Annotated in this window: 25 protein-coding genes, 1 tRNA gene and 1 pseudogene; 4 read left to right on the forward strand and 23 right to left on the reverse strand. The window is 27.4% G+C overall.

Annotation, left to right across the window (positions count from 1 at the left end; genetic code table 11):
* Position 1: 1 nt before the first annotated feature.
* Positions 2–994: a CotS family spore coat protein gene (locus tag HMPREF1092_RS10740; RefSeq protein ID WP_002598701.1), complete on the reverse strand. Its 993-nt coding sequence runs from the start codon at positions 992–994 to the stop codon at positions 2–4.
* A 125-nt stretch (positions 995–1,119) separates the two neighbouring features.
* On the opposite strand from HMPREF1092_RS10740, the gene HMPREF1092_RS10745 reads away from it, so the two are divergent.
* On the forward strand, positions 1,120–2,244 hold the full coding sequence (locus HMPREF1092_RS10745) for a glycosyltransferase family 4 protein (protein ID WP_002598702.1): 1,125 nt from the start codon (positions 1,120–1,122) through the stop codon (positions 2,242–2,244).
* On the opposite strand, the gene HMPREF1092_RS10750 is transcribed toward HMPREF1092_RS10745, so the two are convergent.
* The 10 genes from HMPREF1092_RS10750 to tsaD all read right to left on the reverse strand — a co-directional run bounded on the left by HMPREF1092_RS10750 (position 2,225) and on the right by tsaD (position 12,693).
* Entirely contained in the window at positions 2,225–3,376 is a 1,152-nt protein-coding gene (locus HMPREF1092_RS10750) for an ABC transporter substrate-binding protein (protein ID WP_081606317.1), read from the reverse strand. The two genes, HMPREF1092_RS10745 and HMPREF1092_RS10750, sit on opposite strands and share 20 nt — an antisense overlap.
* A 14-nt stretch (positions 3,377–3,390) precedes the next feature.
* Entirely contained in the window at positions 3,391–4,773 is a 1,383-nt protein-coding gene (locus HMPREF1092_RS10755; protein WP_002598704.1) for an MATE family efflux transporter, read from the reverse strand.
* A 125-nt stretch (positions 4,774–4,898) separates the two neighbouring features.
* Positions 4,899–6,224, reverse strand: coding sequence for a 6-phospho-beta-glucosidase (locus HMPREF1092_RS10760; protein ID WP_002598705.1), 1,326 nt, complete (start codon positions 6,222–6,224; stop codon positions 4,899–4,901).
* 88 nt (positions 6,225–6,312) lie between these two features.
* Positions 6,313–7,404, reverse strand: coding sequence for a DUF871 domain-containing protein (locus HMPREF1092_RS10765; protein ID WP_002598706.1), 1,092 nt, complete (start codon positions 7,402–7,404; stop codon positions 6,313–6,315).
* 34 nt (positions 7,405–7,438) lie between these two features.
* A complete protein-coding gene (locus HMPREF1092_RS10770; RefSeq protein ID WP_002598707.1) occupies positions 7,439–8,332 on the reverse strand; it encodes an N-acetylglucosamine kinase in 894 nt (297 codons plus the stop codon).
* A 63-nt stretch (positions 8,333–8,395) separates the two neighbouring features.
* Positions 8,396–8,695 carry a PTS sugar transporter subunit IIA gene (locus HMPREF1092_RS10775; RefSeq protein WP_002598708.1) on the reverse strand — a complete coding sequence of 100 codons (300 nt, stop codon included), beginning with the start codon at positions 8,693–8,695 and terminating at the stop codon, positions 8,396–8,398.
* 36 nt (positions 8,696–8,731) lie between these two features.
* Entirely contained in the window at positions 8,732–9,040 is a 309-nt protein-coding gene (locus tag HMPREF1092_RS10780; protein WP_002598709.1) for a PTS sugar transporter subunit IIB, read from the reverse strand.
* 322 nt (positions 9,041–9,362) lie between these two features.
* Positions 9,363–10,496, reverse strand: coding sequence for a S1C family serine protease (locus tag HMPREF1092_RS10785; protein WP_186003715.1), 1,134 nt, complete (start codon positions 10,494–10,496; stop codon positions 9,363–9,365).
* 148 nt (positions 10,497–10,644) lie between these two features.
* Positions 10,645–11,664, reverse strand: coding sequence for an alpha/beta fold hydrolase (locus HMPREF1092_RS10790; RefSeq protein ID WP_002598711.1), 1,020 nt, complete (start codon positions 11,662–11,664; stop codon positions 10,645–10,647).
* A gap of 15 nt (positions 11,665–11,679) precedes the next feature.
* Complete coding sequence (tsaD, locus tag HMPREF1092_RS10795) at positions 11,680–12,693, reverse strand: tRNA (adenosine(37)-N6)-threonylcarbamoyltransferase complex transferase subunit TsaD (RefSeq protein ID WP_002598712.1); 1,014 nt, start codon at positions 12,691–12,693, stop codon at positions 11,680–11,682.
* Positions 12,694–12,864: 171 nt separating this feature from the next.
* Here tsaD and HMPREF1092_RS10800 point away from each other — a divergent pair, with 171 nt between their 5' ends.
* The gene (locus HMPREF1092_RS10800) at positions 12,865–13,503 is read left to right on the forward strand and encodes a RusA family crossover junction endodeoxyribonuclease (protein WP_002598713.1); all 639 of its coding nucleotides are present in this window, start codon (positions 12,865–12,867) and stop codon (positions 13,501–13,503) included.
* A gap of 12 nt (positions 13,504–13,515) precedes the next feature.
* On the forward strand, positions 13,516–14,085 hold the full coding sequence (locus HMPREF1092_RS10805) for a GDSL-type esterase/lipase family protein (RefSeq protein WP_002598714.1): 570 nt from the start codon (positions 13,516–13,518) through the stop codon (positions 14,083–14,085).
* Here the strand turns inward: HMPREF1092_RS10805 and HMPREF1092_RS10810 are convergent.
* Both HMPREF1092_RS10810 and yedF read right to left on the reverse strand, forming a co-directional pair.
* On the reverse strand, positions 14,072–15,028 hold the full coding sequence (locus HMPREF1092_RS10810) for an NAD(P)/FAD-dependent oxidoreductase (protein ID WP_002598715.1): 957 nt from the start codon (positions 15,026–15,028) through the stop codon (positions 14,072–14,074). The genes HMPREF1092_RS10805 and HMPREF1092_RS10810 overlap by 14 nt on opposite strands.
* 30 nt (positions 15,029–15,058) lie before the next feature.
* A complete protein-coding gene (gene yedF / locus HMPREF1092_RS10815; RefSeq protein WP_002598716.1) occupies positions 15,059–15,628 on the reverse strand; it encodes a sulfurtransferase-like selenium metabolism protein YedF in 570 nt (189 codons plus the stop codon).
* A 192-nt stretch (positions 15,629–15,820) separates the two neighbouring features.
* Between yedF and HMPREF1092_RS10820 the strand changes: the two genes are divergently transcribed.
* Positions 15,821–17,677, forward strand: coding sequence for an LTA synthase family protein (locus HMPREF1092_RS10820; protein ID WP_002598717.1), 1,857 nt, complete (start codon positions 15,821–15,823; stop codon positions 17,675–17,677).
* A gap of 152 nt (positions 17,678–17,829) precedes the next feature.
* On the opposite strand, the gene HMPREF1092_RS10825 is transcribed toward HMPREF1092_RS10820, so the two are convergent.
* The 10 genes and pseudogenes from HMPREF1092_RS10825 to HMPREF1092_RS10860 form a co-directional block, all read right to left on the reverse strand.
* Complete coding sequence (locus tag HMPREF1092_RS10825) at positions 17,830–19,173, reverse strand: TldD/PmbA family protein (RefSeq protein WP_002598718.1); 1,344 nt, start codon at positions 19,171–19,173, stop codon at positions 17,830–17,832.
* 12 nt (positions 19,174–19,185) lie between these two features.
* Positions 19,186–20,568, reverse strand: coding sequence for a TldD/PmbA family protein (locus HMPREF1092_RS10830; protein WP_002598719.1), 1,383 nt, complete (start codon positions 20,566–20,568; stop codon positions 19,186–19,188).
* A gap of 1 nt (position 20,569) precedes the next feature.
* Positions 20,570–22,048: a hypothetical protein gene (locus tag HMPREF1092_RS10835; protein WP_002598720.1), complete on the reverse strand. Its 1,479-nt coding sequence runs from the start codon at positions 22,046–22,048 to the stop codon at positions 20,570–20,572.
* On the reverse strand, positions 22,045–23,445 hold the full coding sequence (locus HMPREF1092_RS10840) for a sensor histidine kinase (RefSeq protein WP_002598721.1): 1,401 nt from the start codon (positions 23,443–23,445) through the stop codon (positions 22,045–22,047). Before HMPREF1092_RS10840 ends, HMPREF1092_RS10835 begins: the two co-directional genes overlap by 4 nt.
* A 2-nt stretch (positions 23,446–23,447) precedes the next feature.
* Positions 23,448–24,131 carry a response regulator transcription factor gene (locus HMPREF1092_RS10845; protein WP_002598722.1) on the reverse strand — a complete coding sequence of 228 codons (684 nt, stop codon included), beginning with the start codon at positions 24,129–24,131 and terminating at the stop codon, positions 23,448–23,450.
* 263 nt (positions 24,132–24,394) lie between these two features.
* Positions 24,395–24,526: a polysaccharide deacetylase family protein gene (locus tag HMPREF1092_RS17685; protein ID WP_278244366.1), complete on the reverse strand. Its 132-nt coding sequence runs from the start codon at positions 24,524–24,526 to the stop codon at positions 24,395–24,397.
* 234 nt (positions 24,527–24,760) lie between these two features.
* Positions 24,761–24,970: pseudogene (locus tag HMPREF1092_RS17810) on the reverse strand (polysaccharide deacetylase family protein).
* A 26-nt stretch (positions 24,971–24,996) separates the two neighbouring features.
* Entirely contained in the window at positions 24,997–25,119 is a 123-nt protein-coding gene (locus HMPREF1092_RS17690; RefSeq protein WP_278244367.1) for a hypothetical protein, read from the reverse strand.
* Positions 25,110–25,298: a hypothetical protein gene (locus HMPREF1092_RS10855; RefSeq protein WP_002598723.1), complete on the reverse strand. Its 189-nt coding sequence runs from the start codon at positions 25,296–25,298 to the stop codon at positions 25,110–25,112. The genes HMPREF1092_RS17690 and HMPREF1092_RS10855 overlap by 10 nt, the downstream gene beginning before the upstream one ends.
* Before the next feature lie 191 nt (positions 25,299–25,489).
* Positions 25,490–25,564: transfer RNA gene (locus tag HMPREF1092_RS10860), tRNA-Asn, on the reverse strand.
* Positions 25,565–25,785: the final 221 nt, after the last annotated feature.

The raw sequence follows: 25,785 nt of genomic DNA on the forward strand, positions 1-25,785 counted from the left end.
CTTAAATCTTAATTGATTCAATCATATTTACTTTTCCTTCTATAATTTTTAAATAATTTTCTAATTTATTTATCATAAACTCTTCTCCCCAAGGTTGCTGTTCCCAATAAACTTGAAGTCCAATTTGCCAAAACTCTTGTGGAAAGCTTAAAAATGATTTCATTATTTCAACTTCATCTTTATCTACAGAAACATTCTTTGTATATCCCTTTAAAATTTTATTTGTCTTTTCTATTGATGGAGTAGAAAATTTATTTACTCTCCAAAGAAGTGAAGCTAAATCATGTAAATTACTATCTAAAATACAATAATCAAAATCTATGAAATTAATATTATTTTCTTTATCTAAAATAATATTATGATTAGCTAAATCATGATGACAAAATCCCATCTTCATAACTTGCTTTTCCATCACATTTAAATAATTACTTTTCTTTAGTGCCTCTATCGCTCTATCACATCTTTTTATTTCAGAATCAAAATTTTCTAAATACAACTTATCAAAATCATTTTTATAAGCTTTTTGATATATTCTATTTTTAAAATCATATATTTCATTTTTTCTTGTTTCAAAAACTTTTATCCAAGACATCCATCCTATCCTTGGCTTACTAAATTGAGGTATACTAAAATTTCTACTTTTAACATGAAGTTCTCCAACGGCTTCCCCAATTCTATCTAATTGATTTAATACATCAAAATTACTTTCTTCTCCATTAATCCACTTTGTTAAATATGCATTTTTATTTCCAAGTCTTATATACTTCTTATCACTTTTAGTTTTTAAAAGTGGAAGAACACTTCTTAATCCATTCTCAACAAGATGATTCATTGCCTCTATAATAAATAAAAAATGAGGGTAGTCATATTTTATAATTTTTAAACAATATCCCTCATTTCCATTTATCCTATAAGTACTCTTAAATTTTTCAATTGATTTAACTTCTATGTTATATTCACTTTCTATACTTTTTTTTATTAATTTATTTTCCATACTTCTCTCCCTAAAACCTTTCTCTATTTTTCATTATATGTTTTTACTAACCTTTGGTGATTTTTTATTCACCTTTTTATATATTTTTAATACTTTATATTATAAGAATAGAAAGAGGTGTTAAAATGAAAATTGCTATTGATTCAAGAAGTGTTAATCTTCATAGCGGAACAGGTATTGGAACATATACGGAAAATGTTATTTCAGAAATGATTAATATAAATAAAGATGATAATTTCACCTTAATTTGGACTGGTGAAATCGCTGAAAAATTTAAAAATGATAATGTTGATTTTTTATACTCTTCAGGAAGACATGGTAGATTTTTTGAAAATATTTACATTCCTAACAAATTAAATAACAAGTCTATTGATTTATATCATATTCCTCAAAATGGCATTGGTTTTCCTTTCGAACAAAATATAGATACAATTGTAACTATTCATGATTTAATTCCTTACACCATGCCTGAAACTGTTGGAACAGGATATTTAAATAGATTTTTAAAAGATATGCCAAGAATAATTGAACAATCTAAAGGAATATTAACTGTATCTGAATTTTCTAAAAGAGATATTTTAAGATTTTTTAAAGGATATCCTGAAGATAAAATATTTGTAACTCCGCTTGCAACTAGTTCAGTTTATAAACCTTTAGATAAAAAATTATGTAGAAAAAAAATTTGTGATAAATATAATTTTAACACTCCATACATTCTTTATATTGGAGGTTTTAGCAGCAGAAAAAATGTTAGAGCTTTAATAGACTCTTTTATAGAAATAGAAAATAATCTTTCAAAAGAATATAAACTTCTTATTGTTGGTCCTTTAAAAGATGAAGGTGAAGAATTATTTAATTATGTAAAAAATAAAGATAAATTATCATCTATAATTTTTAGTGGATTTGTAGATAATGATTTATTACCTATTTTATATAATGGAGCAGATCTTTTTGTATATCCATCATTTTATGAAGGATTTGGTCTTCCTCCATTAGAGGCAATGAGCTGTATGACACCAGTAATAACTTCAAATGTAACTTCAATCCCAGAAGTTACAGGTGATTCAGCATTGCTAATTAATCCAAATAGCAAAGATGAACTTAGTAATGCTATATTCAAAGTATTAGAAGATGAGAATTTAAAGAATTCTCTTATAAAAAAAGGATATGAGAAAAGCCTCCAATTCTCATGGAGGCAAACTGCAAAATTAACTTTAAAAGCTTATAAATCTATTTATGACCATCTATAATATAGTTTCTTAATTTTAAATATTCATTATAGTTTTGTATTTCAAAAGCCTTCTCAGTTATGTTACTCATAACTATGAGTGGGCTTTTTCCACTGAAGTTATTTATTTGATTTTCTACTTTTACATTTTTATAAGTGTATAAATAGCTTGAAAACACATCACCTGATAAAGTATATTCTAGTGAAGTTTTAGTATCATTAGTCACAAAAGATATAAAAGCTTCACTTAAATTTTCTTTTTCTTTATTTAATGAAACTAAGTTTTCTCCCCCAGCTTCATAAAATTTATTTCCCCCTACAACTAATGCTGGAGGATTATTAGCAGTCCAAGTACATTTCTCTTTAGTTTCAGCTATAGCCTTCATTTGAACTATAGAACCAATCTTAGCTGCATATTCTGAATTTGGTTCAGTTGCTATTATATTTTCTTTCTTTAAAGTATTTAACATATCTTCTGTATTTTTTAATATATCTTGCTCATCATTTCCTGAGCCCATATTTTCCATTAAAATTAAATCCACTAAATCAACATAATCTTCGCCAACTGCATTTATAAGTCTAACTTTTCCATTACTCTTCTTATAAATATCTTTTCCAATTCTGATTGCATCATTCCAAGTATTTATATCTGTATTATTATAACCATATTTATTAAGCAAATCATTTCTTACATATAAAACTAATGGTGTGCTTGTAAATGGAACTCCATAATAGTTTCCATTTATATATACTGATTGCACTCTTGAATTACTAAAATTCATATTATAAGTGCTTATAACATTTCCAATACTAATAGGTATAATATTTTCTTTTAGAATTAAACTATTTAATTGTTCTCCATTTAATAATGCTATATCTGGTTCTTTACCCTCTTTATAGCTTTTAACTACTTCATTAAAATAACTTTTACTATCTAAATTTTTAATATCTATAACTACATGTTTATTTTGGGCCTCAAAATTCTCTGCAACTGTCTCCATATATTTATAATTACTATTTGTAGTCCATATAGTAAGCTTCCCTGAAAGATCTGGTTTCTGCGATTTTTCTACAAAACTTATTATTCCTAAAGAAATTAAAGCTATAATTACAACTGCTATTAGTATTTTTATTTTTTCTCTCAATTTAATCATTCCTTCACTAAAGATTAAGATTGAATTACTTCTACCATTTTTTCTTCTACTAAGCTATTAATCCATTTTCGGCCTCTTATTCTCTTTACACATAATATCATTTTAACTATCTCTTCTAAGCCACATAAAGCATAAACCATATATACTGGAAGTCCTAATAAAAATGCGCCAATTAAAGCTGCTGGAACTCCAATAAACCACATTGTAGATGCTTCTATATAAAATGATACCTTTGCATCTCCTCCACCTCTTAAAACACCTACAATAGCTATAATGTTATAAACTCTTACAACCATAACTATAGAGGTTACATAAAGGATTGCTTTAGTCCATTCTTTTACCTCATTTGATATATTATATATATCAACTATTTTTCCAGCTAGTAAAATTATAAGAATAGATAATAATATACCTATTATACAACCTAGATTTAAAGAATTCTTACCATATTCAATAGCTTTTTCTACTTTATTTTTTCCTACTTCTTTTCCAACTATAACTAATGATGCACTAGCTATACCAAAAATAACTACTAAAAATAAGTTAGTAACAGTTGTTGCTATTTGAACTGCTGCTATTGCACTTGTTCCTATTCTTCCATATATAATATTGTACATTATTGATCCAAATCCCCAACATGCCTCATTTAAAAGAACTGGCATTACCGTAATCCAAACTTTTTTAACAAAGCTAAACTCAAAGCTCTTAAACTCTTTAAAACTACCTGCAATTATATTTTTTGTGTAATATAAATATGCAATTATTATTATACATTCAATTATTCTTGCAATAAGAGTTGCTATAGCTGCACCCCTTACTCCCATTGCTGAAAAACCAAATTTTCCAAAAATAAGACTATAATTAAGAACAGTGTTTATACATAAAGCTATTGCACTAGCAATCATAGGTACAGTTGTTTTTTCTACACATCTTGATGCTATTCCAAAATTAAAGCTTATTGCAGTAAAAATATAGCTTAGACAAACTGTTGATAAATATTCTACTCCTATAGCTATAACATTTGAATCAGTATTAAATAAACCTATTATTCCATTTGGAATTGCAAGTGCAAAAACAGTAAATAATCCACCTACTATAAAACTTGCAAATAAGCCCATTCCAACTAATTTTCTAATACTCTCTTTATCATTTTTTCCAAAATATTGTGAAATAAAAATTCCTATTCCACTAAAGAGTCCCATCATAACTATGTTCATTAAAAAAAAGTATTGATTTCCAATACCAACAGCTGCTATTTCTTTTTCACCTAAACTTCCTATCATTATTGTGTCTACAATATTTAAAGAAGATGTTATAAAGTTTTGTATTACTATAGGTAGAGCTATAATAAATACTTTCTTATAAAATTTTTTATCCCCTCTTAATAAATTCCCCATTTATTCCTCCTGTTTTTTAATTTAACATTTACCATTATATCATATTTTTAATATTAATATATTCTACAATTTTTATAAAAAAAGAGTTATCTATTAAAATAGATAACTCTTAATAAAAATATTCATTATTCAAAATGATCTTTAAATTGTGGTAAATAATCTTTGTGAGCTTCTAATAACTCATCTAAAAGAGTTTTCGCCATTTTTTCTGATGGAATTAATGGATTAAGTGCTAAAGCCATTAAAGCTTTATGATAATCTCCTTCTACTGCTGCTTCAACAACAAGTGTTTCAAAAGATTTTATTATTTGTATTAATCCGTTAACTGAAGCTGGAATTTTACCCATTGCTATTGGTTTAGGTCCATCTTTAGTTATAATACATGAAATCTCTACTGCTGAATCATTATCAATTCCTGTAATAGCTCCATTATTTCTAACATCAACTGGTTGAATATCACCTTTATCATTATAAATTGAATAAATTAATCTACAAGCAGCATCTGAATAATAAGCTCCACCTCTTTTTTCTAATTGTGGTGGTTTTACATCTAAGCTTTCATCTTTGTATAATTCAAATAAATCTTTTTCAAGTCTCTTAACTACTTCAGCTCTTGTTTCACCTTTTGAGAATTCTTTTAATTCATCTTCTAACATTTCTGAAGTTTGGAAATAATATCTGTGATATGGACATGGCATCATTCCTAATGCTTTTATAAAATCTCTATCCCATTCAAAGTCTTTTATATTTTTAACTATTGAACCTAGTTTACCATCAGCCATAGCTTCCATAACTGTATCAGTTACATTGTTACCATCTAGATAAATTTCTTTACCAAATACCATGTGATTTAAACCAAAGAAATCTAGTCTTATTCTACTATGATCAACTCCTAACATATTAGCAGCTGCTTTTTCCATACCAATTGGAACATTGCAAAGCCCTATAACTTTTTTATTTATTCCATATTTAAGTAAAGCTTCCGTAACCATTCCCGCTGGATTAGAGAAGTTTATTAACCAAGCATTTGGACATAATTCAGCCATATCTTTATCAATATCTAATATAACTGGTATAGTTCTAAATGCTTTAAACATTCCTCCAGCACCATTTGTTTCTTGACCTATAACCCCATGACTTAATGGAATTCTTTCATCTTTAATTCTTGCATCTAAAAGCCCAACTCTAATTTGTGTAGTTACAAAATCAGCATCTTTTAAAGCTTCTCTTCTGTCTAAAGTTAAATGAACTTCCATTGGAATTCCAGCTTTTTTAACCATTCTTTTTGCTAAGTTTCCAACTATCTCAAGTTTTTCTTTTCCATCTTCAATATCAACTAACCAAAGTTCTCTTACTGGAAGCTCATTATATCTTTTTATAAATCCCTCTACTAATTCTGGTGTATAGCTTGAGCCTCCACCAATAGTAACAATTTTTATCCCTTTTTTCATAAGCTTTACCTTCTTTCCTGTTAACTTATTGATTAAATTTATACAGTAAAAGACTATGGTCTAAAGCCCATAGCCTTTTAAATATGGGCTATTTTTTTAATTTAAATCCAAATTTTCCCCATGGTTCTATTAAGTCTATTAAAAATTTTTCTTCTTCAACTACTCTTGCAACAACATTTGTTTTACCACTATTTTTCATTTCTTTTCTTGCAAGTTGTAATTCACCTGCATATCTAGTATAAAGATCTGATTCAATCATTACATCACCTTTTTCCATATCTGGAGTATATGCTGGTGGGAAACTTTCTCCCTTATATTTAACTCTTGATTGAGTTGATCTTATAACATAATCTGAACAATCTCCTCTATTAAAGTGGAATTCCTCTAAAATTATTTTCTTTTGAATTTCTGGAAGATTATCTACTAACTCAACTGTAAGTTCTAACATTTCTCTATTAACTTCACTTAATGCTTTTAATTCTTCTTCACTAGCAAAACAATTTGCTATTATTACATCATCAACTAATCCAGTTGCAAATAAATGTTTAGCTTGTACATCTATAGGTAAATTTCTATGTTCTTCTAAAGTACATAAACCTTCTGATACAGGCCATGGTCCATTTTCAGCAGTTGGTGAATTAACAAATGCTGCTACTTTTATTCCATAATCCTTAAATTGTTTGCTACATTTTATAAAATGATCATATCCAAGTCCTGTATAAACATGTGGATAGAAATTATGACATCCATAAAGATTTTCTGTATTTGGATGATATGACATTACATTATCAATATATTTTGTTCCATTACTTACATTTAACTCAATTTTTAAACCATATTTATTGAAAGTCATTATTGCTTCTTCATTTCCTGCAAATCCCATATCAAGTCTGATTCCGCTTAATCCCATATCTTTAAACATTTTAAGATCTGTTATTGATGCCCCAAGTCCATTAAATACAGTGGGATCTAAATCAGCTATAACTTCCATTCCATGTTTATTAGCTGCATCTAACATTACTTTAAATTCTTTTACTATTTTGTCAACTGACTTTCCTTCAGCTGATAAAAGGCAAGTAAATATTCTGCTGAATCCGTATTTAGCTGCTAAATCAATATATTCTACTATTTTATCCATATCACAGTGATTTGGATATATTGAAATTCCTAATCTTTTCATTTATACATATCCTCCATTCTTAAAAACAAAACTTTTAGTTATTATTTTTTTTATAAATATAGTAAGCTCCCTTTGCAGCTGAAACTTCTTCATCAACAAATGAATTTACTTTTATATTATTATTTAAATATTCTTCAAAGGCTTCTCTAAGTATTTTTGATTTTCTTAAAACTCCACCAACTAATCCAATACTACATGATTGGAAATCTAAGTATTTAAATACTCTTTCAGCTGCTTTAGCTATTTCTATACCTTCATTAACTAATATAGCTTTAACTTCTTCATCACCATTTTCAGCATGCTTTGAAACAAGACCTGCCATTTGAGCTATTTCGTCTTTAGTAGAAGAATAAATAAAATCTATTATATTTGAAACTTCTTTTATGTTTAATTTATTTAATATGTCTTTAGAAAGTTCACTTCTCTCTAAACCAAAATCTTCTTCTCTTATCATCTTTTTGAAAGCTTCTATAGATATTTTATAAGCACTACCTTCATCTCCTAGAAGATGTCCCCATCCTCCACATCTTTTTTCTTTATCTCCATTAATTCCAAAAGCAATTGACCCAGTACCCGCAATAACTAAAATACCATCTTCACCTTTTAATAACGCTTTTAGGGCTAAATCACCATCATTCATAACTAGGGAGTCAAAACCTATTTTCTCTTTTATTTCATTTCTTATAGCCTCAGCATGATCTCCTACTTCAGAACCTGCAATTCCTAAATATAAACCTTTTAAACCTGCTTTACCTAATTTATTAACTATTCCCTCTATAGAATCTGTAATATTTTTCAATGCCTCTTCTCTACCATTTACCAAGTTTCCAAATCCTGTTAGTGTTGTGTCTAAAACTTGTCCTTCTAAGCTATATGCTACTGCTTCTGTTTTAGTTCCTCCACCATCTACACCTATTACATAATTCATAGTCTTCTACTCTCCTTAAAATATAGTCAATGAACTCTAATGCTACCATTAGAGTTCATAATTTCAATTTATCTTTAAATATAAACTTATCAATTCTTTTGCAACATCAATTAAAAACATACTTGTCATTAATTGATCTTGCGCTTGTACTGATAATAATGAGATTTTAAGACTGCTGTCATTTTTCTCATTTTGCATTAAAGTTGATTGTGAAAGTTGTGCATAGGCAAGCTCTTCATTAGCTTTTTGAAGTAAGTACTCTGATTTTTCAAATCTATTATTTTTAGAAGCATTTATAGCTTCCATTGCATAACTTTTGGCTTCACCACTATGAGCCATAAGATTCAATATAACTTCCTCCATACTATGCACTCTCCCAATCAAGTAATATAAATTTTATTATTTTTCTAATAATTTTAATGCGTGAGCTAAAACTTTTGCTCCATTCATTGTTCCATAATCAACTGTGTTTATTACATCTACTGGTATTCCAGCTGGCTCATATTTTTCTCTCATTTTGTTAAATAAGAATCTAACTTGTGGTCCTAATAATAAAACATCCATTTCGTCTTCATGATTTTTTACATCTGCTTCTGAATATGCTGCTATTTGACATTCAATTCCTTGTTCTCTTGCAGCTGCTTCCATTTTTGTTACTAAAAGACTTGTTGACATTCCTGCTGAACAACATAATAATATTTTTTTCATAATAGTATCCCCCTCATATTCTGGTAATTTTTATTTTATATTTTAAAACCCTTTTATCAGTTATCACACTATTATATATAGCAAGTTGTATGCCAAATTATGAATTCTTTTTTAATATACTTTATTTGTAGTAAAATGTAGCCGTTTTCCTAACTATTTTTCTCTCTATATAGTGTGTATTTATTAAGCACACTATTTTTTCTTTTACACACTTGTTAATTTTTTGTAAAAGGGCATAAAAATAAAGCTAATCCCTTAAGACTAGCTTTATTTTTAAATTTAACTTACTAAAAATATATTTATTTTTTAATAAGTTTTTATTTTAATTTTCCATTGTAAGAGTTAAATCTACCTTTTTACCATCACGTTCTACTACTACAGGTACTTTATCTCCAACATTTTTAGTTTCTTTTATTTTATTTAATTCTTCTGCAGTTTTTACTCTCTTTCCATCAAATGAGATAATTACATCTCCTGGTTTCATTCCACCTTTTTGAGCTGATGAGAAATTATTTACTCCTGCAACATATATACCTTCTGGCAATCCTTTTTCTTCAGATAATTTCTTATCTATTGGAACTATTTCTATTCCAAGCATTATTGCTGGCTTTGATAAAACGTCAAGTTTTGATTTAACTTCATTTATTGGAATTGCAAATCCTAAACCTTCTGCTCCTCCACTAACTTTTAATGTATTAATTCCTATTACTTGACCTTCAGCATTAACAAGTGGTCCTCCACTATTTCCAGGATTTATTGCTGCATCAGTTTGAATAAGATTTATTTGTTTTCCAGTTTTAGTATCAACAGTTCTTCCAACTGCACTTATTATCCCTTGTGTTATTGTACTTGCAAATTCTTTTGAAAGAGGAGTTCCTATAGCAACAACTGTTTGACCTGGTTGAAGATTATCTGAATTTCCAAGCTCTGCAACTGCTGGAACTTTAATTTTTTCTTTAAGTTTTAATAAAGCTATATCTTGTGCTTCATCATAATTCACAACTTCAGCAGGTACTTCTTTTCCTGTACTTAAAGTTACATGAACTTCTTTTGCTCCTTTTACTACATGGTAGTTAGTTAAAATTTCACCATTTTCATTTATTATAAATCCTGACCCGATTCCTTCTACTTCTTCTGGGAATATTCCATTTGTCAGTGCAACACTTTTAGTTGAAACTATTACTACTGCTGGTGCTACTTTTTTATATACTTCTTGAATTGTCATTGGTGATGTAGTTTTAAAATCTGGCGAACTTTGCGTAGTAATATTATTATTCTTCTTTAAGAAATAATAAGTTATTCCCCCTCCAACTATTCCAGATATAAAAGAAATTAAAATTACTACTATTACGCCTATAAATATTTTTCCTTTTCCTCGTTTTTTCTTTTTATCAGGCGAAAAATTATTTGTTTCTTCTATATTTTCATGTTCATTTCTAAATTCATTGCTCTCCATTATTATTTCTCCCTCCATTTTATTTCCTATTATATACAATATTATATTAAATTTTTGTGTCATTTTTATGTCATTTCGTAAAAAAAATAATACCTAGCATTCCACTAGGTATTATTCACCAAAAATATAAATTTAATACTTTTTATATTTATTTATTGTTTTCTTTTTCTCTTGCATTTATTCTAATTGCTTGATCAACTACTCTAGTAATAGCTGATGAAACATCTTTAGGATTTTCACTTGCAAAGGAATGTCCTGAATAATCTGTATAAAATTCAGTTGTATAATCTTTACTTCCTAAATCTTTCAAAGGATTATCTTTTATATTGCTTATTATATATAATGGAATATTATTAAACATTCCTTTTGTTTCGCTATTACTACTCATATCATATAGATTTTTTGATTCATTATATATAGCTTTTCTATATGGAGCTTTATTCTTTAACCAATCATATTGATCTTTTTCTTTTTCATTAGTAAGATTCTTTTCAAAATCTGGATAATTTGTCGCAAGCCCAATCTTATCTAACAACCAAGTTAAAGTAAAATTAGCTCCTATTGCTTGTATTTTTTTCCCTCCAAGAGACATTAAATTCTTAAAATTATGATACTCTGATTTATTAGCCTCATTTATTGGATTTATTAAAACTACTCCCTTTACATTATTAGGATGCTCTTTTGCAAAATTAGTTAAAACTAAACTTCCGTAACCTTCTCCAACTAATATATAATTTCCTGTTATAGCAGCTTTCTTTAGAACTTTTTCTAATTGCTCTGCTTGTTCTTTAGGAGTCATTTTTTCACTTCCATCACTTAATCCATAACCATTTCTATTATATACAAAAGTCCTAACTCCTAATTTATCTAGGCTTTCTATAGCTTTATTCCATTCATACATATTAGTACCTATAGGATTACTAAAAATAACTGTATAATCTCCTGCTCCAGCTGCATGATAATATACTTTTTTTGTATCTATAGTTACATATGTATTCTTTGTCTTAATCATTTCACCTGAAACAAAATTGTATACTAATTGAATTCCAAATCCAATAGCAAATATAGCTATTATTATATAAATAATTCTCTTTATTTTTACTGTCATTGGAACTTTTTCTCTCATATTAATTTTTTTCAAACTGTTTGATTCTGCTAATAAACTCATTAATCTCTTTTAAGTCTATAATTTTAGATTTGGTTTTGCATTTAAATCTAAACTTGACTCCTCTCCTTTTATAAATCTAAAATAAGCAGCACTACCAATCATTGCTGCATTATCTGTACAAAGAATTGGTGCTGGGAAAAGAATTTTTATTCCTTTTTCTTCACCTTCACTTATTAATGCTTCTCTAAGAGCTGAATTTGATGCTACTCCACCTGCTATTGCAATTTTATCTAAACCTTTTTTCTCACAAGTTAAGAATACATTATCTTTTAATACACTAACAACTGCATTTTGGAAAGATGCTGCAACATCAGCTTTATTAACTTCAATACCTTGCATTTTAGCTTTATTTAAATAATTTAATACTGCTGATTTAACTCCACTAAATGAAAAATCTAAAGTTTCTTCATGAGCAAATCTTGCTCTTGGGAAATCTATTGCATAAGGATTCCCTTCTTTTGCTAGTTTATCTATCTTTGGTCCTCCTGGATATCCAAGCCCTAAAGCTCTTGCAACTTTATCATAAGCTTCTCCAGCTGCATCATCTCTTGTTTGACCAATTACTTCATAAACTCCGTAATCTTTAACATAAACTATAAAAGTATGACCACCTGATACTACTAATGAAACAAATGGTGGTTTTAAATCTTTATGTTGTATGTAATTGGCTGAAATATGTCCTTCAATATGATTTACTCCTATTAAGGGCTTTTTAGTTGCCATAGCTAAACCTTTTGCATATTGAAGTCCAACTAATAATGCTCCTACTAGTCCTGGTCCATAAGTAACTCCAATTGCATCTATATCTTCTAATGTAACATTAGCTTCTTTTAAAGCTTTTTGTACTACTTCATTAATAACTTCAGTATGCATTCTTGATGCAACTTCTGGAACAACTCCTCCAAACTTTTTATGAGTTTCTATTTGAGTTGATATTATATTTGATAATACTTCTCTACCATTTACAACAACAGCAGCAGAAGTTTCGTCACAACTTGATTCTATTGATAATATTGTTTTTTTATCCATTACTCTTTACCTCGTTTAAACTTCCTTAAAAGTAAATTCACTATTTGTAATTATACTTCATATACACTCTATTATCAATTATATACTATGTTATTCAGTATATTTTAATAATGTATGTTAAAATAATCTAAAATAACTTTTATTTTAATTATACCCATAAGGAGTAGTATTATGTCAGATTATGCAAAAATAATTGTTAATGGATCTCCAATAACAAAATCAAATTTTAAATTACATAACAAGGATGGAAGAGCTATTCTTCCTTACAATACCGGTAAATACCATGATAGATACGCTTTATATGAACAAGAAATAGCTTATGTTGCAAGATTACAAAATCCTAAGATAGTATTAGAAGAAGGTTTAATTGCAATATTAAAGGTTTTTTATAAAAGTGAAAAAAGACATCCTGATACAATAAATATATCTAAAAGTATATTTGATGGAATTGAGAAAAGTGGACTTATAGTCAATGACGCTCAAATAAAAAAAATTTTTGTTGAAGAATATTATGATAAAGAAAATCCAAGATTTGAATTAGAATTATTTGCGGAAAGTTCTTATGATATATCTTATTCAATAAATAAAAAAGAAACTCCAACTGAAAAAACAATATATTCACCTATAAAAAATTCTAAAACTTTAAAAACATCAGATAAAAAGAAATCTGAAAAAAAAGATTCACCTAAAGCCTCTAAAGAAAAATTACAATGTGAAATTTGTAATAAATATCTTAAAGAAGGTGAATATTTAAAAGGAAATGGTGGGAAAACTTTAATTTGTAGAGCTTGCTTTTCTAATCTATTTTAAGGGAGGATTTTTATGAATTTAGATACTATAATTTTTATTGGGGACAGCTTAACTTTTGGTTACGGAATTTCTAAGAAAGATTCTTTTGTTTTTAAAGTTTCTGAAGCACTTCCTGATAAAAAAATTTTAAATAAAGGAGTAAATGGAGATACTTCAAGTGGAATTTTATCTAGATATTATAGAGATGTTATTTCACATAATCCTAAAACTACATTTATTATGTGTGGAACTAATGATCTTTTATCTGGTAGAGATGTTAATTATATTATTGGAAACTTAGAACTTATGATTAAAGATTTAATAGAAATTAATTCTAAGATAATAATTGGTATACCTCCAATTATTTTAAAAGACTTAGCTGAAAATCTATTTTCTCCTTCTTCTTATTATGATTATACAGTTAAAAATCTACCTATTTTAAAAGATAAAATAAATGATTTAAAAGAAAAATATCCTCTAGATATAGTTGATTTTTATACATTATCAAAATCAAACTTATCTAAAGGAATATTTTTAGATGGTATTCATTTAAATGCTTTAGGTAACACTCTTATGTTTAATGAAATTATTAAGCTTTTTTAAGGGATTCTAGGTACTTATGTGCCTCAGTCCCTGCCAATTTTCCCTCAATTTCTTTAACTTCAACACACCTAGCTCCATAAATCACATTACCACATGCAAAAATCCATTCTATTGAAGTTCTATAATTATTTACTTTTAAGCTTTTATTTATTTTATCCATTTCAATATCTAATTTTTCTAACATTCCTATTTCAGGATAATATCCAACAGATAAGAATAGAGAATCACATTCAAATTCTTTTTCTTCAAAAGTCTTTAAATCAATTACTTTAACACTATCTACTCTTTTTCTACCAGCTACCTCTATAAGCTTTGAGTTTTCTAGCAAGTTAATATCAAAACCTTCTATTATTTTCCTATCCTCATCAGAAATTTTATATCCGCTATCTGGATTTACTATTAATGCTTTAACATTTCCTCCCTCTAGTTCTACTCTTCTAGCTAAAATTAATGCCCATTTACTATTTGCTATAATAACCGGATTTTTTCCAGGTAATATTCCATCTATAGTTATTATCCTATGTGCATTTCCTATAGTAAATACTCCTGTAAATTTACTTGTAGGTATAAGCACACTTCCTGTATATCTTTCTCTACATCCTGTAGCTATTATAAGTGCCTTTGTTTTTACTATAGATATTCCATCTTGCTCATTTATATATGTTACTTTTTTATTTTTAGCTACGTCTAAAACAGTTGATTTAAGCTTCATTTCATAATTATATTTATCTAATTGCTCTTTTATATTCTCTACCACTTCTGGTCCTGTTATCATTTCACCATTTAAAGAGAATCCACAATGTATACATTGATTTAATATACCACCATAGTTTTCTTCTCTCTCTAAAATAAGAACTTTCTCAATTCCACTTTCTAGAGCTTTTAGAGCAGCATTCATACCTGATATTCCAGCTCCAACTATAATTAAATCATATTCCTTCATACATTATTCCTCCCTTAATGTAAAGTAATCTTATAATTTTATTACCCTCTTACTATTCATTATTTCTACGATTGTATACATATTTCCTATTTCTCCAACTAGAAGTTTATCTTTTAAATCATAAAAATCTAGACATGCTCCACAGCTTATAACTTTTGTTCCTTTATTTTTAATTTCATTTATACTCTCTATAACATTACTACCTTCTGTTGTAAGTTTAACTCCACCATTTAAAAATATTAATTCATCTGGAAACTTATCACTTTCTGATAAAGCATAAAGATAACTCTTCATTAATGTTTTTCCTAATTCATCATTACCTTCTCCTAATTTATCTGTAGTAATTACTATAGAAAAACCATCTACCTCTTCTTTCTTTGCTGAAGTACTTCCTTTTTCTATAGTTATATTAAACTCTCCATTAATTTCTTCACTAGATGCTTTATATCCCGCACCTTCTGCAAATCTTAATACATTTGAATTAGCAATTTCATTATCAACAATTACAATAGCTGTTCCCTTTTCTATATTATCAAAATATTTTTTTGTTTCTATTACAGGTTTTGGACATAAAAGACCTTTACAATTTATTTTTTCCATATATACACCTCTTTTTTTACTATATTATATCATTTTTAAAGTATTATTTCTTCTTTACTTATACACTAATTCATAATTAATTACATATCTTTTAAATCTAAATACGTTTAAATTCTTAAATTTCTAATTTATTGATATTCTGTAATGTATGTACTATAATTTAGAAAGATAATATTATTAAGGAGTTTTCAAATGATTAAAGATATTAAAAATTTTTCATTAAAAAATATTAATAAAGACCAAATCTTTAGATCAATATTATTTTTAATACCATTATTCGGAATCGTAATAAAAGGAATCCTTCTTCAAGGGTTTATTTTAAACTCCGATCCTTATAAACTAAATTTTAAACTCGGTTTCTCAGGTACACGTTATTGCCTAGGTTACTATTTTGCTTTTACTCTTATATTTTTAAGCTTTTCATTGCTTTTTAAAGGAAAGGGACGAGTTATTTATCTATTTATTATAGACTTAATTTTAACTATTTTAACACTAGTAGATTTATGTTATTTTAGAGGATTTTTAACAGTTCCATCAGTTTTAATATTAACTCAAACAGCAAATTTAGATAATCTATCTGGTACTATTTTATCTTTATTTAGTCCATATGATTTATTATTCTTTATAGATTTTATAATAATGGCGATTTATGTTTTCTTTACTAGAAAATCTTACATAAATAGAAAGAAAAGAGCTATTAAGACTTTCATTGCAACTTTAATAATTCCAATTTTATTTATTGCTTATGTTCCATTCAATCTTTATGTCCTGGGAAATAAAAATGTAAAAAATGCGTATTTTTTCGATAATTATGACCCAACAAATACAGTGAAATATTTTTCACCTATAGGTTATCATATAATGGATGCAATAAATGTATATAAAGATTCTAAGCCTTATGAGCTTAGTAATGAAGAAAAAACTCAAATAAATGATTACTATAAATTCAAAAATGAAAATTTAAAAAACAATGAATATTTTGGAATGGCAAAAGGTAAAAATTTAATAGTTATTCAAGTTGAATCACTTGAAAGCTTTGTTATGGGACAAAAAATAAATGGAAAAGAAATTACTCCTGTAATGGATAATTTAATAAAACATGGCATTTACTTCCCTAATATATATGAACAAGTTAATGAAGGTACAAGCTCTGACTCTGACTTAATGGTAAATACATCAATGTTACCTTTAAGACGTGGTTCAACTTTCTTTAGATATCCAGTTAGAGATTATAACTCAATGCCAAGAATACTTGATAAAAACGGATATGAATCAGTAGCTATTCATCCTGATAAAGGTTCTTTCTGGAATTATTCAAAAGGATTACCTGGATTAGGATTTGAAAACTTTATTGACTTCCACTCATTTAATCCTGATGAATTAGTTGGAATGGGACTTAGTGATAAAACTTACTTTAAACAAGTAGTTCCTATGCTAGAAAAACTTAAACAACCTTTCTATGGTTTTACAGTAACTTTAACTAATCATGGTCCATTTGATTTACCAAAAAATATGAGAAAATTAAATTTACCTGATGATTTAGATAAAACAGAAATGGGTGGATACTTAGAAAGTGTTCATTATACTGATGAGCAAATAGGAAACTTCTTAACAGAGCTTGAAAAAGCTGGTTTATTACAAAATAGTATAATTGCTATAGTTGGTGACCATACTGGAGTTCATAAATATTATCAAAGCAGTATAGATTCTTTAAAAACTAAAGAACCTTGGTTTGATGATAAAGGAAATCCAACTGTTCCATTAATTTTATATGAGCCAAATAGTAAAGTTGCTCCAAAAACTTTTGATACTGTTGGTGGACAAATTGATATAATGCCAACTCTTCTATATGCTCTTGGAATTCCTTCAAGTGAATACGAAAATACTGCACTTGGTAGAAATTTATTAAATACTAATAGATCATATGCTGTCCTTAATAATGGAAAAGTAGTTGGAAATTTAAAAGACTTAACTTCTGAACAAATAAAGCTTATAGAAGAAAGTCCTCAAATGTCTGATAAAATGATTAGAGCAAATTATACTCATTAATAAAGTATTCTTTAATAAAATCTTTATTTAACTATATAATTTAAATAAATAGTTATTTAAATTAAAAAACTCTCATGATTATTTCATGAGAGTTTTATTATTTAAAAATATTATAATTTTTAAAGTTTTTATTTAAATAAAATTTCTATAACCTATTCTCCTGCTACAGACATTTCTCCAACATAGATTGAAGGTGATCCAAAACTAGTCATTGGGAATTTTATATCTGAACATACAACTTGAATATTCTTTAATAACTCAAAGAAATTACCAGCTACAGTTATTTGTTCTACTGGTCTTCCTTGCTTTCCATCTACTATCAAGAATCCTTTAGCTGCTAATGAGAAATCTCCTGTTATTGAATTTGCTCCTGAATGAAGCCCTGAAAATTCAGTAACTATAAGCCCATCTTTAACTTCTTCTAAAAGTTGTTCAAAAGTAGTAGCTCCTTCTTCAATATAGAAATTTGTTGGCCCTACGCTAACAGGTGATGCATATGAATTTTTAAATCCACTTCCAGTTGACTTTCTATTAACTTTATTAGCTGTTTTTAAATTATGAAGAAGTGTTACTAGTTTACCATTTTCTATTATTGATTTCTTAAATGTAGCTACTCCCTCATCATCAAAAGCTACTGATGCTAATCCATCTTTCATAAGTGGATTATCTATTATAGTAAGTTTATCTGAGGCAATAATTTCTCCTTCTTTTCCACCTAAAAGTGAAATACCTTTTTGAGCTAAATCTCCATCAAATATTGACCAGAAAGATTGAAGAAGTGAAACCATAGCTTCATTTTTTATTACAGTTTTATATTTTTTAGATTCTATAGTTTTAGCTCCAACTTTATCCATAGCTTCTTTTATAGCCATTTTAGCTATTTTATTAGGATTTACATCTTCTATTGATTTTGCTACAGAATAACCAAATCCATCATATTTAACATCATCTATATCTAATATTGGAACTATATATGCAGTTAAAAGATTTGATTTATCAGTAAGTTCTAATCCTTTTGAATTCATTAAACCATACTTAACATTAACATAGCCTATTCCACATCCACCAAAATTAGCTATTTTATCACTTTCTTTTTTACATTCCTTTTCCATTTGAATTCCAAGTTCAATTAACTTATCAGCTTCAATATTTTCTAATTGCGGATGATAATTTTCAACTTTTGAGTATTCTTTATCGCCTTCATAAATAAATTGTTTATCATCATCTTCTATATAAAGAGCTGCAGCTTTTGCATTATTTATAAGCATATCTATTGATGCCTCATCAATTATCTCTGTATAAGAATAACCCATTTTTTCATTTATTTTTGCTCTAAACGAAACTCCAAAAGATTTATTTAGACTATATTTTTCAACCTCTTCTTTATAAATGTTTATACTTAAACTTTCTTTATCAGAAAAATATATTTCAAATTCTTCTAATCCTTCTTCTCTTGATTTATTGAAAAGTTTTTCTTTAAATTCTTTAAACTCCATTTACTGCACCTCCTATCTTCCACCTACTGTAATTTCTTTTACTCTAATCATTGGTTGACCAACATTTACAGGAACACTTCCTGATGATGAACCACACATTCCTTGAGCTTGAAGCCCATTAGTTCCAACCATATCAATATCCATTAAAACTTGGCTTCCTTTACCTATAAGTGAAGCTCCTCTAACAGCATCACCAATAACACCATCTTTAACTAAATATCCTTCTGCAACATTAAAGTTAAATTCACCTGTTACTGGATTTACTGAACCTCCACCCATTTTCTTAGCATAAAGCCCATTTTCAATAGATTTAATTATATCTTCTGGCTTATCAGTTCCTGCTTGAATATAAGTATTAGTCATTCTTGAAGTTGGAGCATATTTATAGCTTTGTCTTCTTGAATTCCCTGTTGGTGCCATATTCATTCTTCTACCATTTAATTTATCTATCATATATCCTTTTAATATTCCATTTTCAATAAGAATATTTTTATTTGAAGGAGTACCTTCATCATCAATATTAATAGATCCCCATGAATTAGGTATTGTTCCATCATCTATTGCAGTAACTTTAGTTGATGCAATTTGCTCTCCTAATTTCCCTGCAAATTCTGAATTTCCTTTAGCAACTGATGTAGCTTCTAAAGAATGTCCACAAGCCTCATGGAATATAACTCCACCAAATCCATTATCAATAGCAACTGTCATTTTTCCAGCTGGACATTCTTTAGCATGAAGCATTGTTACAGCAGTTCTAGCAGCTTCTACTGCATATCTTTCTGGATCTACTTCTTCAAACATTTCGAATCCCTTACATCTTCCTGGTCCTTCAAATCCAGTTTGGTTTTCTCCATCTTTTGATGCAATAGCATTTATTCCAAGTCTTGTTCTAACTCTTCTATCTTCTACAAATGTTCCATCAGTATTTGCAATCATAACCTTTTGGTCTTTATCAGTATAACTAACACTTACTTTTGTAATATCTGTGCTATAATCTTTTGCTTTATTATAAGCAATTTTCATAATATCTATTTTTTTGCTATAATCAACTGCTTCTGGATAAAATTTTATTATATGTTTATTAGGAACTATTATCTTATCATTTAATACAATATCCATATTAGCTTTAAGCTCACCTAATGCTACTGCTGCTTTATGAGCTGTATCTAAAAGACTAGTTAATGAATTATCATTAGTATAAGCATATACACTCTTTAGCCCCTTAAATATTCTTATTCCTACTCCATAACTTCTTCCACCAATAATATTTTCAACTTTTCCATCTAATATTCCTAAAGAATTAATAATAGAATCCTCTACAAATATTTCAGCAAAATCTCCACCTGTTATCATACATTCTGATAAAACTTTTCCTACTACTTCTTTTGATAACATATTACTCCTCCTCTACTTTCTTTTTATATTCTTCAAACGATGTATTCCAATAAGTTACATAATCACCTGAACACCATTCTGCCATTATTACTTTAGCTCCTTCATTTAAATCATATCTGAATATAGGGCTTCCTTCTAATTTATTATTATTATTTATTTTATAAACTAATAGTTCCCCTTTTATTAATATTATAGCTAATTTTCCATTTGGTGATGTATAAGCATCTTCTATAGTTGGCATATCTGCTCTTAATAATCTCCAAGGTACATATAAAGTATCATACTTAACTAAATTTGCATTTGGCTTTATATTTGTATCAAAATTATATGATGGATAATTATCATTTACAGGTGATATTTTCCCTTGTATAATCCATTTACCTTGTTGCCTCAAAAGCGTAAAATTCTTATAATTAACATTATTATCAACGAGTTTCTTTTGATTTGGATTTAAATTATTAAGTTCACTTTGGAAAGAGGCTGAAAATACAGGATTTATTTGATTATTATAAATATCTTCTAGTGCTACTCCTTTATTTGATGAGAATATATCAATTGGTACCATTTTATAATAAGGATATTCACCTTTAAAATCATTTCCTTTATATGTTTCTAACCCAATATAATCATTTCCTATATAATTTATACTTTGATATAAATTATAATTTCCATCTAAAGTTTTAGGAACATTGTCCTTCTGCTTTCCGTTTAAAGGATTTACATCAAAAAATTGTTTATAAAATCCATTTTCATAAGTATATCTAGGGAAAACAGTCCACATTCCTGTCATTCTTGGGAATAAAATATAAGGAGCTTCATGTATGTTTACCTTATTATCTTTATAGTTTATCCACAATGTCATATATTTATATCCTGTTTTTCCACTATCAGTTTTAATAGGAACTTTAAGTCCCATTAATACTCCAGTTTCAGAACTATCTTCATTTACTGAAAGACTATTTATATTTGCCTCACCATCACTTGCTATAAAATCTTGATCTTTAATATCACCTATTTTTTTAACTTTAAGCAATATTCCTCTATAATATACATATCCTTCTGTACTATCTATACTAAAAAAATCAAATATAACATTATTCTTATCAGCTGCAGTTATTACATTAACATTATTTACTCCTAAATTTGATACATTATATTTTGATTGATATGAAATGCAATAATTTCCTTCTACAACCTTTAATTTATAATTTACATTTTTAAATATTTGACTATCAATATTAACCATACTATCGCTTATATATATTTTTTTATTTATTAACTTATTGATATCACCTTTAGGATACATATTATTTTCTAAAACCTTATAAGTTTCAACTTTCCATTCTCCTGCTATTGAGAGATCATCATTTACAGGAGGTTTTATCTTAAGCATATTTGTTCCTGGCACTCTTTCACAGCCAGCTAAAGCTAATATAAAAATAGCTAATATAGCCAATATTATAACTATTTTTCCTCTCATATACTAATTTCCTCCATTATTTTTGGAAGCTTAATAGTTACTTCAGTTCCTTCTAAATAAGTACTTTCTATTTCGCACTCTCCTCCATGAAGCTTAACAATTTCATCTGCTATTGATAACCCAATCCCCGCATTAGATTTAGCATTGCTTCCTTTATAGAATTTCTCCTTTACCCTTGGTAATTCTTCTTCTGGTATTCCACATCCATTATCTTTAACCTTAATAAACACGTTTTTATCATCTTGATCAAATATCAGATTTACACATCCATTTGGCTCAGTAAATTTAAAAGCATTATCTAAAATATTAATTAAAACTTGTTTCATTCTATCTATATCCATATTAATATTTAAGTTTCCAACTTTATTATCAAGGTTAAAAATTATCATTTCTCTATTTGCTCTAGGCCTCATATATGCATCTATGTGATTTGCAAAATCATTTAAATTAACAATTGTATTTCTTAATGCAATTTTACCACCAGTTAATCTAGAGAAATCTAATAATTCTTCAACCATTGAAGATAATCTATCAGTTTCTTTTTCTATAATACTAAATCCAAGATCTAATGTTTCTTTATCTGTATTTTCATCTTTTAAAGTAATAACCCATCCTTTTATTGCAGTAAGTGGAGTTCTTAACTCATGAGAAACTGAAGATATAAAGTCATCCTTCATTTTCTCTCTTTCTTTAATCTCCTCTGCCATAAAATCAATTGTATTAGCTAGTTGCCCAATTTCATCATCACTTTCAACATTACTCTTTTGATTTAAATCTCCACTTGCTATTTTTTTAGCTGTATCTTCTAATTTTAATATTGGATCTACAATTTTTTTAGCCATAACTAAACTTAATGTAATACCTATTATTAATACAGCTGTAGATACAATAATAAAGAAGCTAATAATAGAATTAATTCCTTTATCTATATCTTGAAGTGAAGTAGTAAATCTTATAACTCCTATTATATTTCCATTAGCTATAAGTGGTTTAGTAACAGCCATTACCTTGTAAGGACAATAATCAACATTACCAACCCATCTACTAGTTACTCCCTTTAAAGCATCCTGTACAGCTACTTCATAAACTGATTTATTATTATGTGCTGCTATAGAATCCATTATAAGTTTTCCGCTTTTATCAAAAATTTGAACTTGAGCAGTACTTTGATTCCAAAAAGCATCAACATTATCATAAATATTTGATATTAATGATGTTGTTGAATAGTATCTATCATAAAAGTTTGATGCTATATCAATTTGATTTATTAACATAGCCTCAGTATTATCATAATAGTATTTCTTTACGAATATAGCTAACAATCCATCTAAAATTATTATTGTTGAAAATATTACTATTAGAAAATTTCTTATTAATTTATGTTTAATACTTTTCATCCTTATTCTTTCCACCTATAACCTATTCCCCAAACTGTTTGTATATAACTAGGACTTGATGCATCATCTTCTATTTTTGATCTCAATCTTCTTATATTAACATCTATTATTTTAGGATCTCCAAAATAATTATATCCCCAAACTGAATTTAATAATTCATCTCTAGAAAAAGCTTTGTTAGGATTTTCTATAAAAGTTTTCATTATTAAATATTCCTTTGGAGTTAAATCAATTTCTTGACCATTTTTAGTTATTTTTTGAGAATATAAATCTATAATAAAAGGACCATTTATTAATTTATCTCTATTATCCTCATTTTTATTTTCAATTCTTCTAAGTATAGCTTTAATTCTTAATACAACTTCTAAAGGATTAAAAGGCTTAACTATATAGTCATCAGCTCCATATTCAAGCCCCATAATTTTATCCATATCTTGTCCTTTTGCAGTAAGCATTATTATACCTAAATCAGGATACTTAGCTCTTAATTCATTACAAACTTGGAATCCATCTATTCCTGGTAACATAACATCTAACACAGCAACATCTGGCTTATCTTGTAATGCCATTTTTATACCATCTTCTCCTGTACCAGCTTCAATTACTTCGAAATCATTTCTCATTAAATTTATTTTCAAAAATCCTCTTATACTAACTTCATCTTCTACTAAAAGTATTTTAGCCATAAAACTCACCTCTATCTTAATCTTTTATATTTTAAATTTATTTATACTAATTTAGATCTATTTTTGTATATTTATATAAATAAGTTTATACTTACGTTTATTATAAACTATTTAAAGTAATTTAATCTACAAAGACATATATATATTCATTCATAATTGAAATTTAATATTATATCTACAAAAATTTCTAAATCAATATAAAAAAGTTATTTATAAAAAAAGCGTAAAATCTAATATATAATCAAATTTCACGCCATATTCTTCTATTTTATTGTTCTAAACTCGAATCCTTTTTCTTTTAAAAACTTAATAGATTCTTTCAATGATTTTAACGTAGTCTCCTTATTATAAGTATCATGCATTAAAACAATTATATTATCTGCATTATCTCCCAACTCATTTACACTTGCTTTAAGCTTTTTTAGTAAATTTTGTTCTGATATTTTTGCTCCTTCAGCATCACCATTTAGTGTGTTCCAATCAATATTAAAATATTTTTTCTCTTCTAATTTTCTTTTAACAGCTTCTCTTCCATCCCAAGACCAATATCCTCCTGGAAACCTTATAACTCTATTATTAAAACTATCTCCAATTACATTTTTGATAGATTTATTAGTTTTCTCTATTTCTTAAAAAAAATAATGAACATCTATTTTTCCATTATGATATAATTTTTTATAATCATGTGTATATGTATGATTTGCAATAGCGTGTCCATCTTTAACTATCTCTTTAAGTATTTCTTTACTTTTATCATTTTTATCTAAACTACTTCCTAAAATAAAAAAAGTTTATTTTATATTTTCCTCTTTTAAAATTTTTAGAATATCTGGTGTTATAGTTGTTGAAGGTCCATCATCAAAAGTTAAATATGCAACTTTTTTCCATCATCTCTAATAGGAAAAGTTTTTTTGCCAGTCAATAAATCTCTAATGTTTTTCTCAACTACTTTAGCGTCATCTGCAAATAAATCTTCTTCTAAAGACAAATATCTAATCTCATTTTTTTCTTTATATCTTCTTTTGTTTCAATTGAGTCATTAGATATTTCACCTGCTATTGCTTTTTTATCATCATTTTTATACAATGACCCCATAACAATAAATATTCCTACTAATCCTATAATACCAAAAACAACTAAATTTCTTTTTTTTATTTTTATCCCCATTATAACCTCTTCCCCATAATTTATCTCCAATAATATAATAGCATCTAATACTTTATTTTATATTACAATTGATTAAAATAAATATTACAATTTAGTAATATTTATCATAAATTCAATTTTATTTCATTTTATTAAACTACGAAATTTTATTTAAAAGCAAAAAAAAAGAAGCTTCTGCTTCAAAATAAAAATGGCTCCGCGAAGAGGACTCGAACCTCCAGCCTATCGGTTAACAGCCGAGTGCTCCACCATTGAGCTATCGCGGAATATTTTTAATTCAGATGTTCTCTGAAAATTACACATGAATTAGTTGATATATATTGGTCAAGCCCTCGATCTATTAGTATTAGTCAGCTGAACATGTTACCATGCTTACACCCCTAACCTATCAACCTTGTGTTCTTCAAGGGATCTTACTAGCTTACGCTATGGGAAATCTAATCTTGAGGTGGGCTTCACGCTTAGATGCTTTCAGCGTTTATCCCTT

The sequence above is a fragment of the Clostridium thermobutyricum genome (assembly GCF_000371465.1).
In the GTDB taxonomy this organism is placed as follows: Bacteria; Bacillota; Clostridia; order Clostridiales; family Clostridiaceae; genus Clostridium; species Clostridium thermobutyricum.

Coding starts and splice junctions, on each gene's coding strand:
- HMPREF1092_RS10740 (WP_002598701.1), bottom strand. CDS start 994: ATGGAAAATAAATTAATAAAAAAAAGTATAGAAAGTGAATATAACATA.
- HMPREF1092_RS10745 (WP_002598702.1), top strand. CDS start 1,120: ATGAAAATTGCTATTGATTCAAGAAGTGTTAATCTTCATAGCGGAACA.
- HMPREF1092_RS10750 (WP_081606317.1), bottom strand. CDS start 3,376: ATGATTAAATTGAGAGAAAAAATAAAAATACTAATAGCAGTTGTAATT.
- HMPREF1092_RS10755 (WP_002598704.1), bottom strand. CDS start 4,773: ATGGGGAATTTATTAAGAGGGGATAAAAAATTTTATAAGAAAGTATTT.
- HMPREF1092_RS10760 (WP_002598705.1), bottom strand. CDS start 6,224: ATGAAAAAAGGGATAAAAATTGTTACTATTGGTGGAGGCTCAAGCTAT.
- HMPREF1092_RS10765 (WP_002598706.1), bottom strand. CDS start 7,404: ATGAAAAGATTAGGAATTTCAATATATCCAAATCACTGTGATATGGAT.
- HMPREF1092_RS10770 (WP_002598707.1), bottom strand. CDS start 8,332: ATGAATTATGTAATAGGTGTAGATGGTGGAGGAACTAAAACAGAAGCA.
- HMPREF1092_RS10775 (WP_002598708.1), bottom strand. CDS start 8,695: ATGGAGGAAGTTATATTGAATCTTATGGCTCATAGTGGTGAAGCCAAA.
- HMPREF1092_RS10780 (WP_002598709.1), bottom strand. CDS start 9,040: ATGAAAAAAATATTATTATGTTGTTCAGCAGGAATGTCAACAAGTCTT.
- HMPREF1092_RS10785 (WP_186003715.1), bottom strand. CDS start 10,496: ATGGAGAGCAATGAATTTAGAAATGAACATGAAAATATAGAAGAAACA.
- HMPREF1092_RS10790 (WP_002598711.1), bottom strand. CDS start 11,664: ATGAGTTTATTAGCAGAATCAAACAGTTTGAAAAAAATTAATATGAGA.
- tsaD (WP_002598712.1), bottom strand. CDS start 12,693: ATGGATAAAAAAACAATATTATCAATAGAATCAAGTTGTGACGAAACT.
- HMPREF1092_RS10800 (WP_002598713.1), top strand. CDS start 12,865: ATGTCAGATTATGCAAAAATAATTGTTAATGGATCTCCAATAACAAAA.
- HMPREF1092_RS10805 (WP_002598714.1), top strand. CDS start 13,516: ATGAATTTAGATACTATAATTTTTATTGGGGACAGCTTAACTTTTGGT.
- HMPREF1092_RS10810 (WP_002598715.1), bottom strand. CDS start 15,028: ATGAAGGAATATGATTTAATTATAGTTGGAGCTGGAATATCAGGTATG.
- yedF (WP_002598716.1), bottom strand. CDS start 15,628: ATGGAAAAAATAAATTGTAAAGGTCTTTTATGTCCAAAACCTGTAATA.
- HMPREF1092_RS10820 (WP_002598717.1), top strand. CDS start 15,821: ATGATTAAAGATATTAAAAATTTTTCATTAAAAAATATTAATAAAGAC.
- HMPREF1092_RS10825 (WP_002598718.1), bottom strand. CDS start 19,173: ATGGAGTTTAAAGAATTTAAAGAAAAACTTTTCAATAAATCAAGAGAA.
- HMPREF1092_RS10830 (WP_002598719.1), bottom strand. CDS start 20,568: ATGTTATCAAAAGAAGTAGTAGGAAAAGTTTTATCAGAATGTATGATA.
- HMPREF1092_RS10835 (WP_002598720.1), bottom strand. CDS start 22,048: ATGAGAGGAAAAATAGTTATAATATTGGCTATATTAGCTATTTTTATA.
- HMPREF1092_RS10840 (WP_002598721.1), bottom strand. CDS start 23,445: ATGAAAAGTATTAAACATAAATTAATAAGAAATTTTCTAATAGTAATA.
- HMPREF1092_RS10845 (WP_002598722.1), bottom strand. CDS start 24,131: ATGGCTAAAATACTTTTAGTAGAAGATGAAGTTAGTATAAGAGGATTT.
- HMPREF1092_RS10855 (WP_002598723.1), bottom strand. CDS start 25,298: ATGGGGATAAAAATAAAAAAAAGAAATTTAGTTGTTTTTGGTATTATA.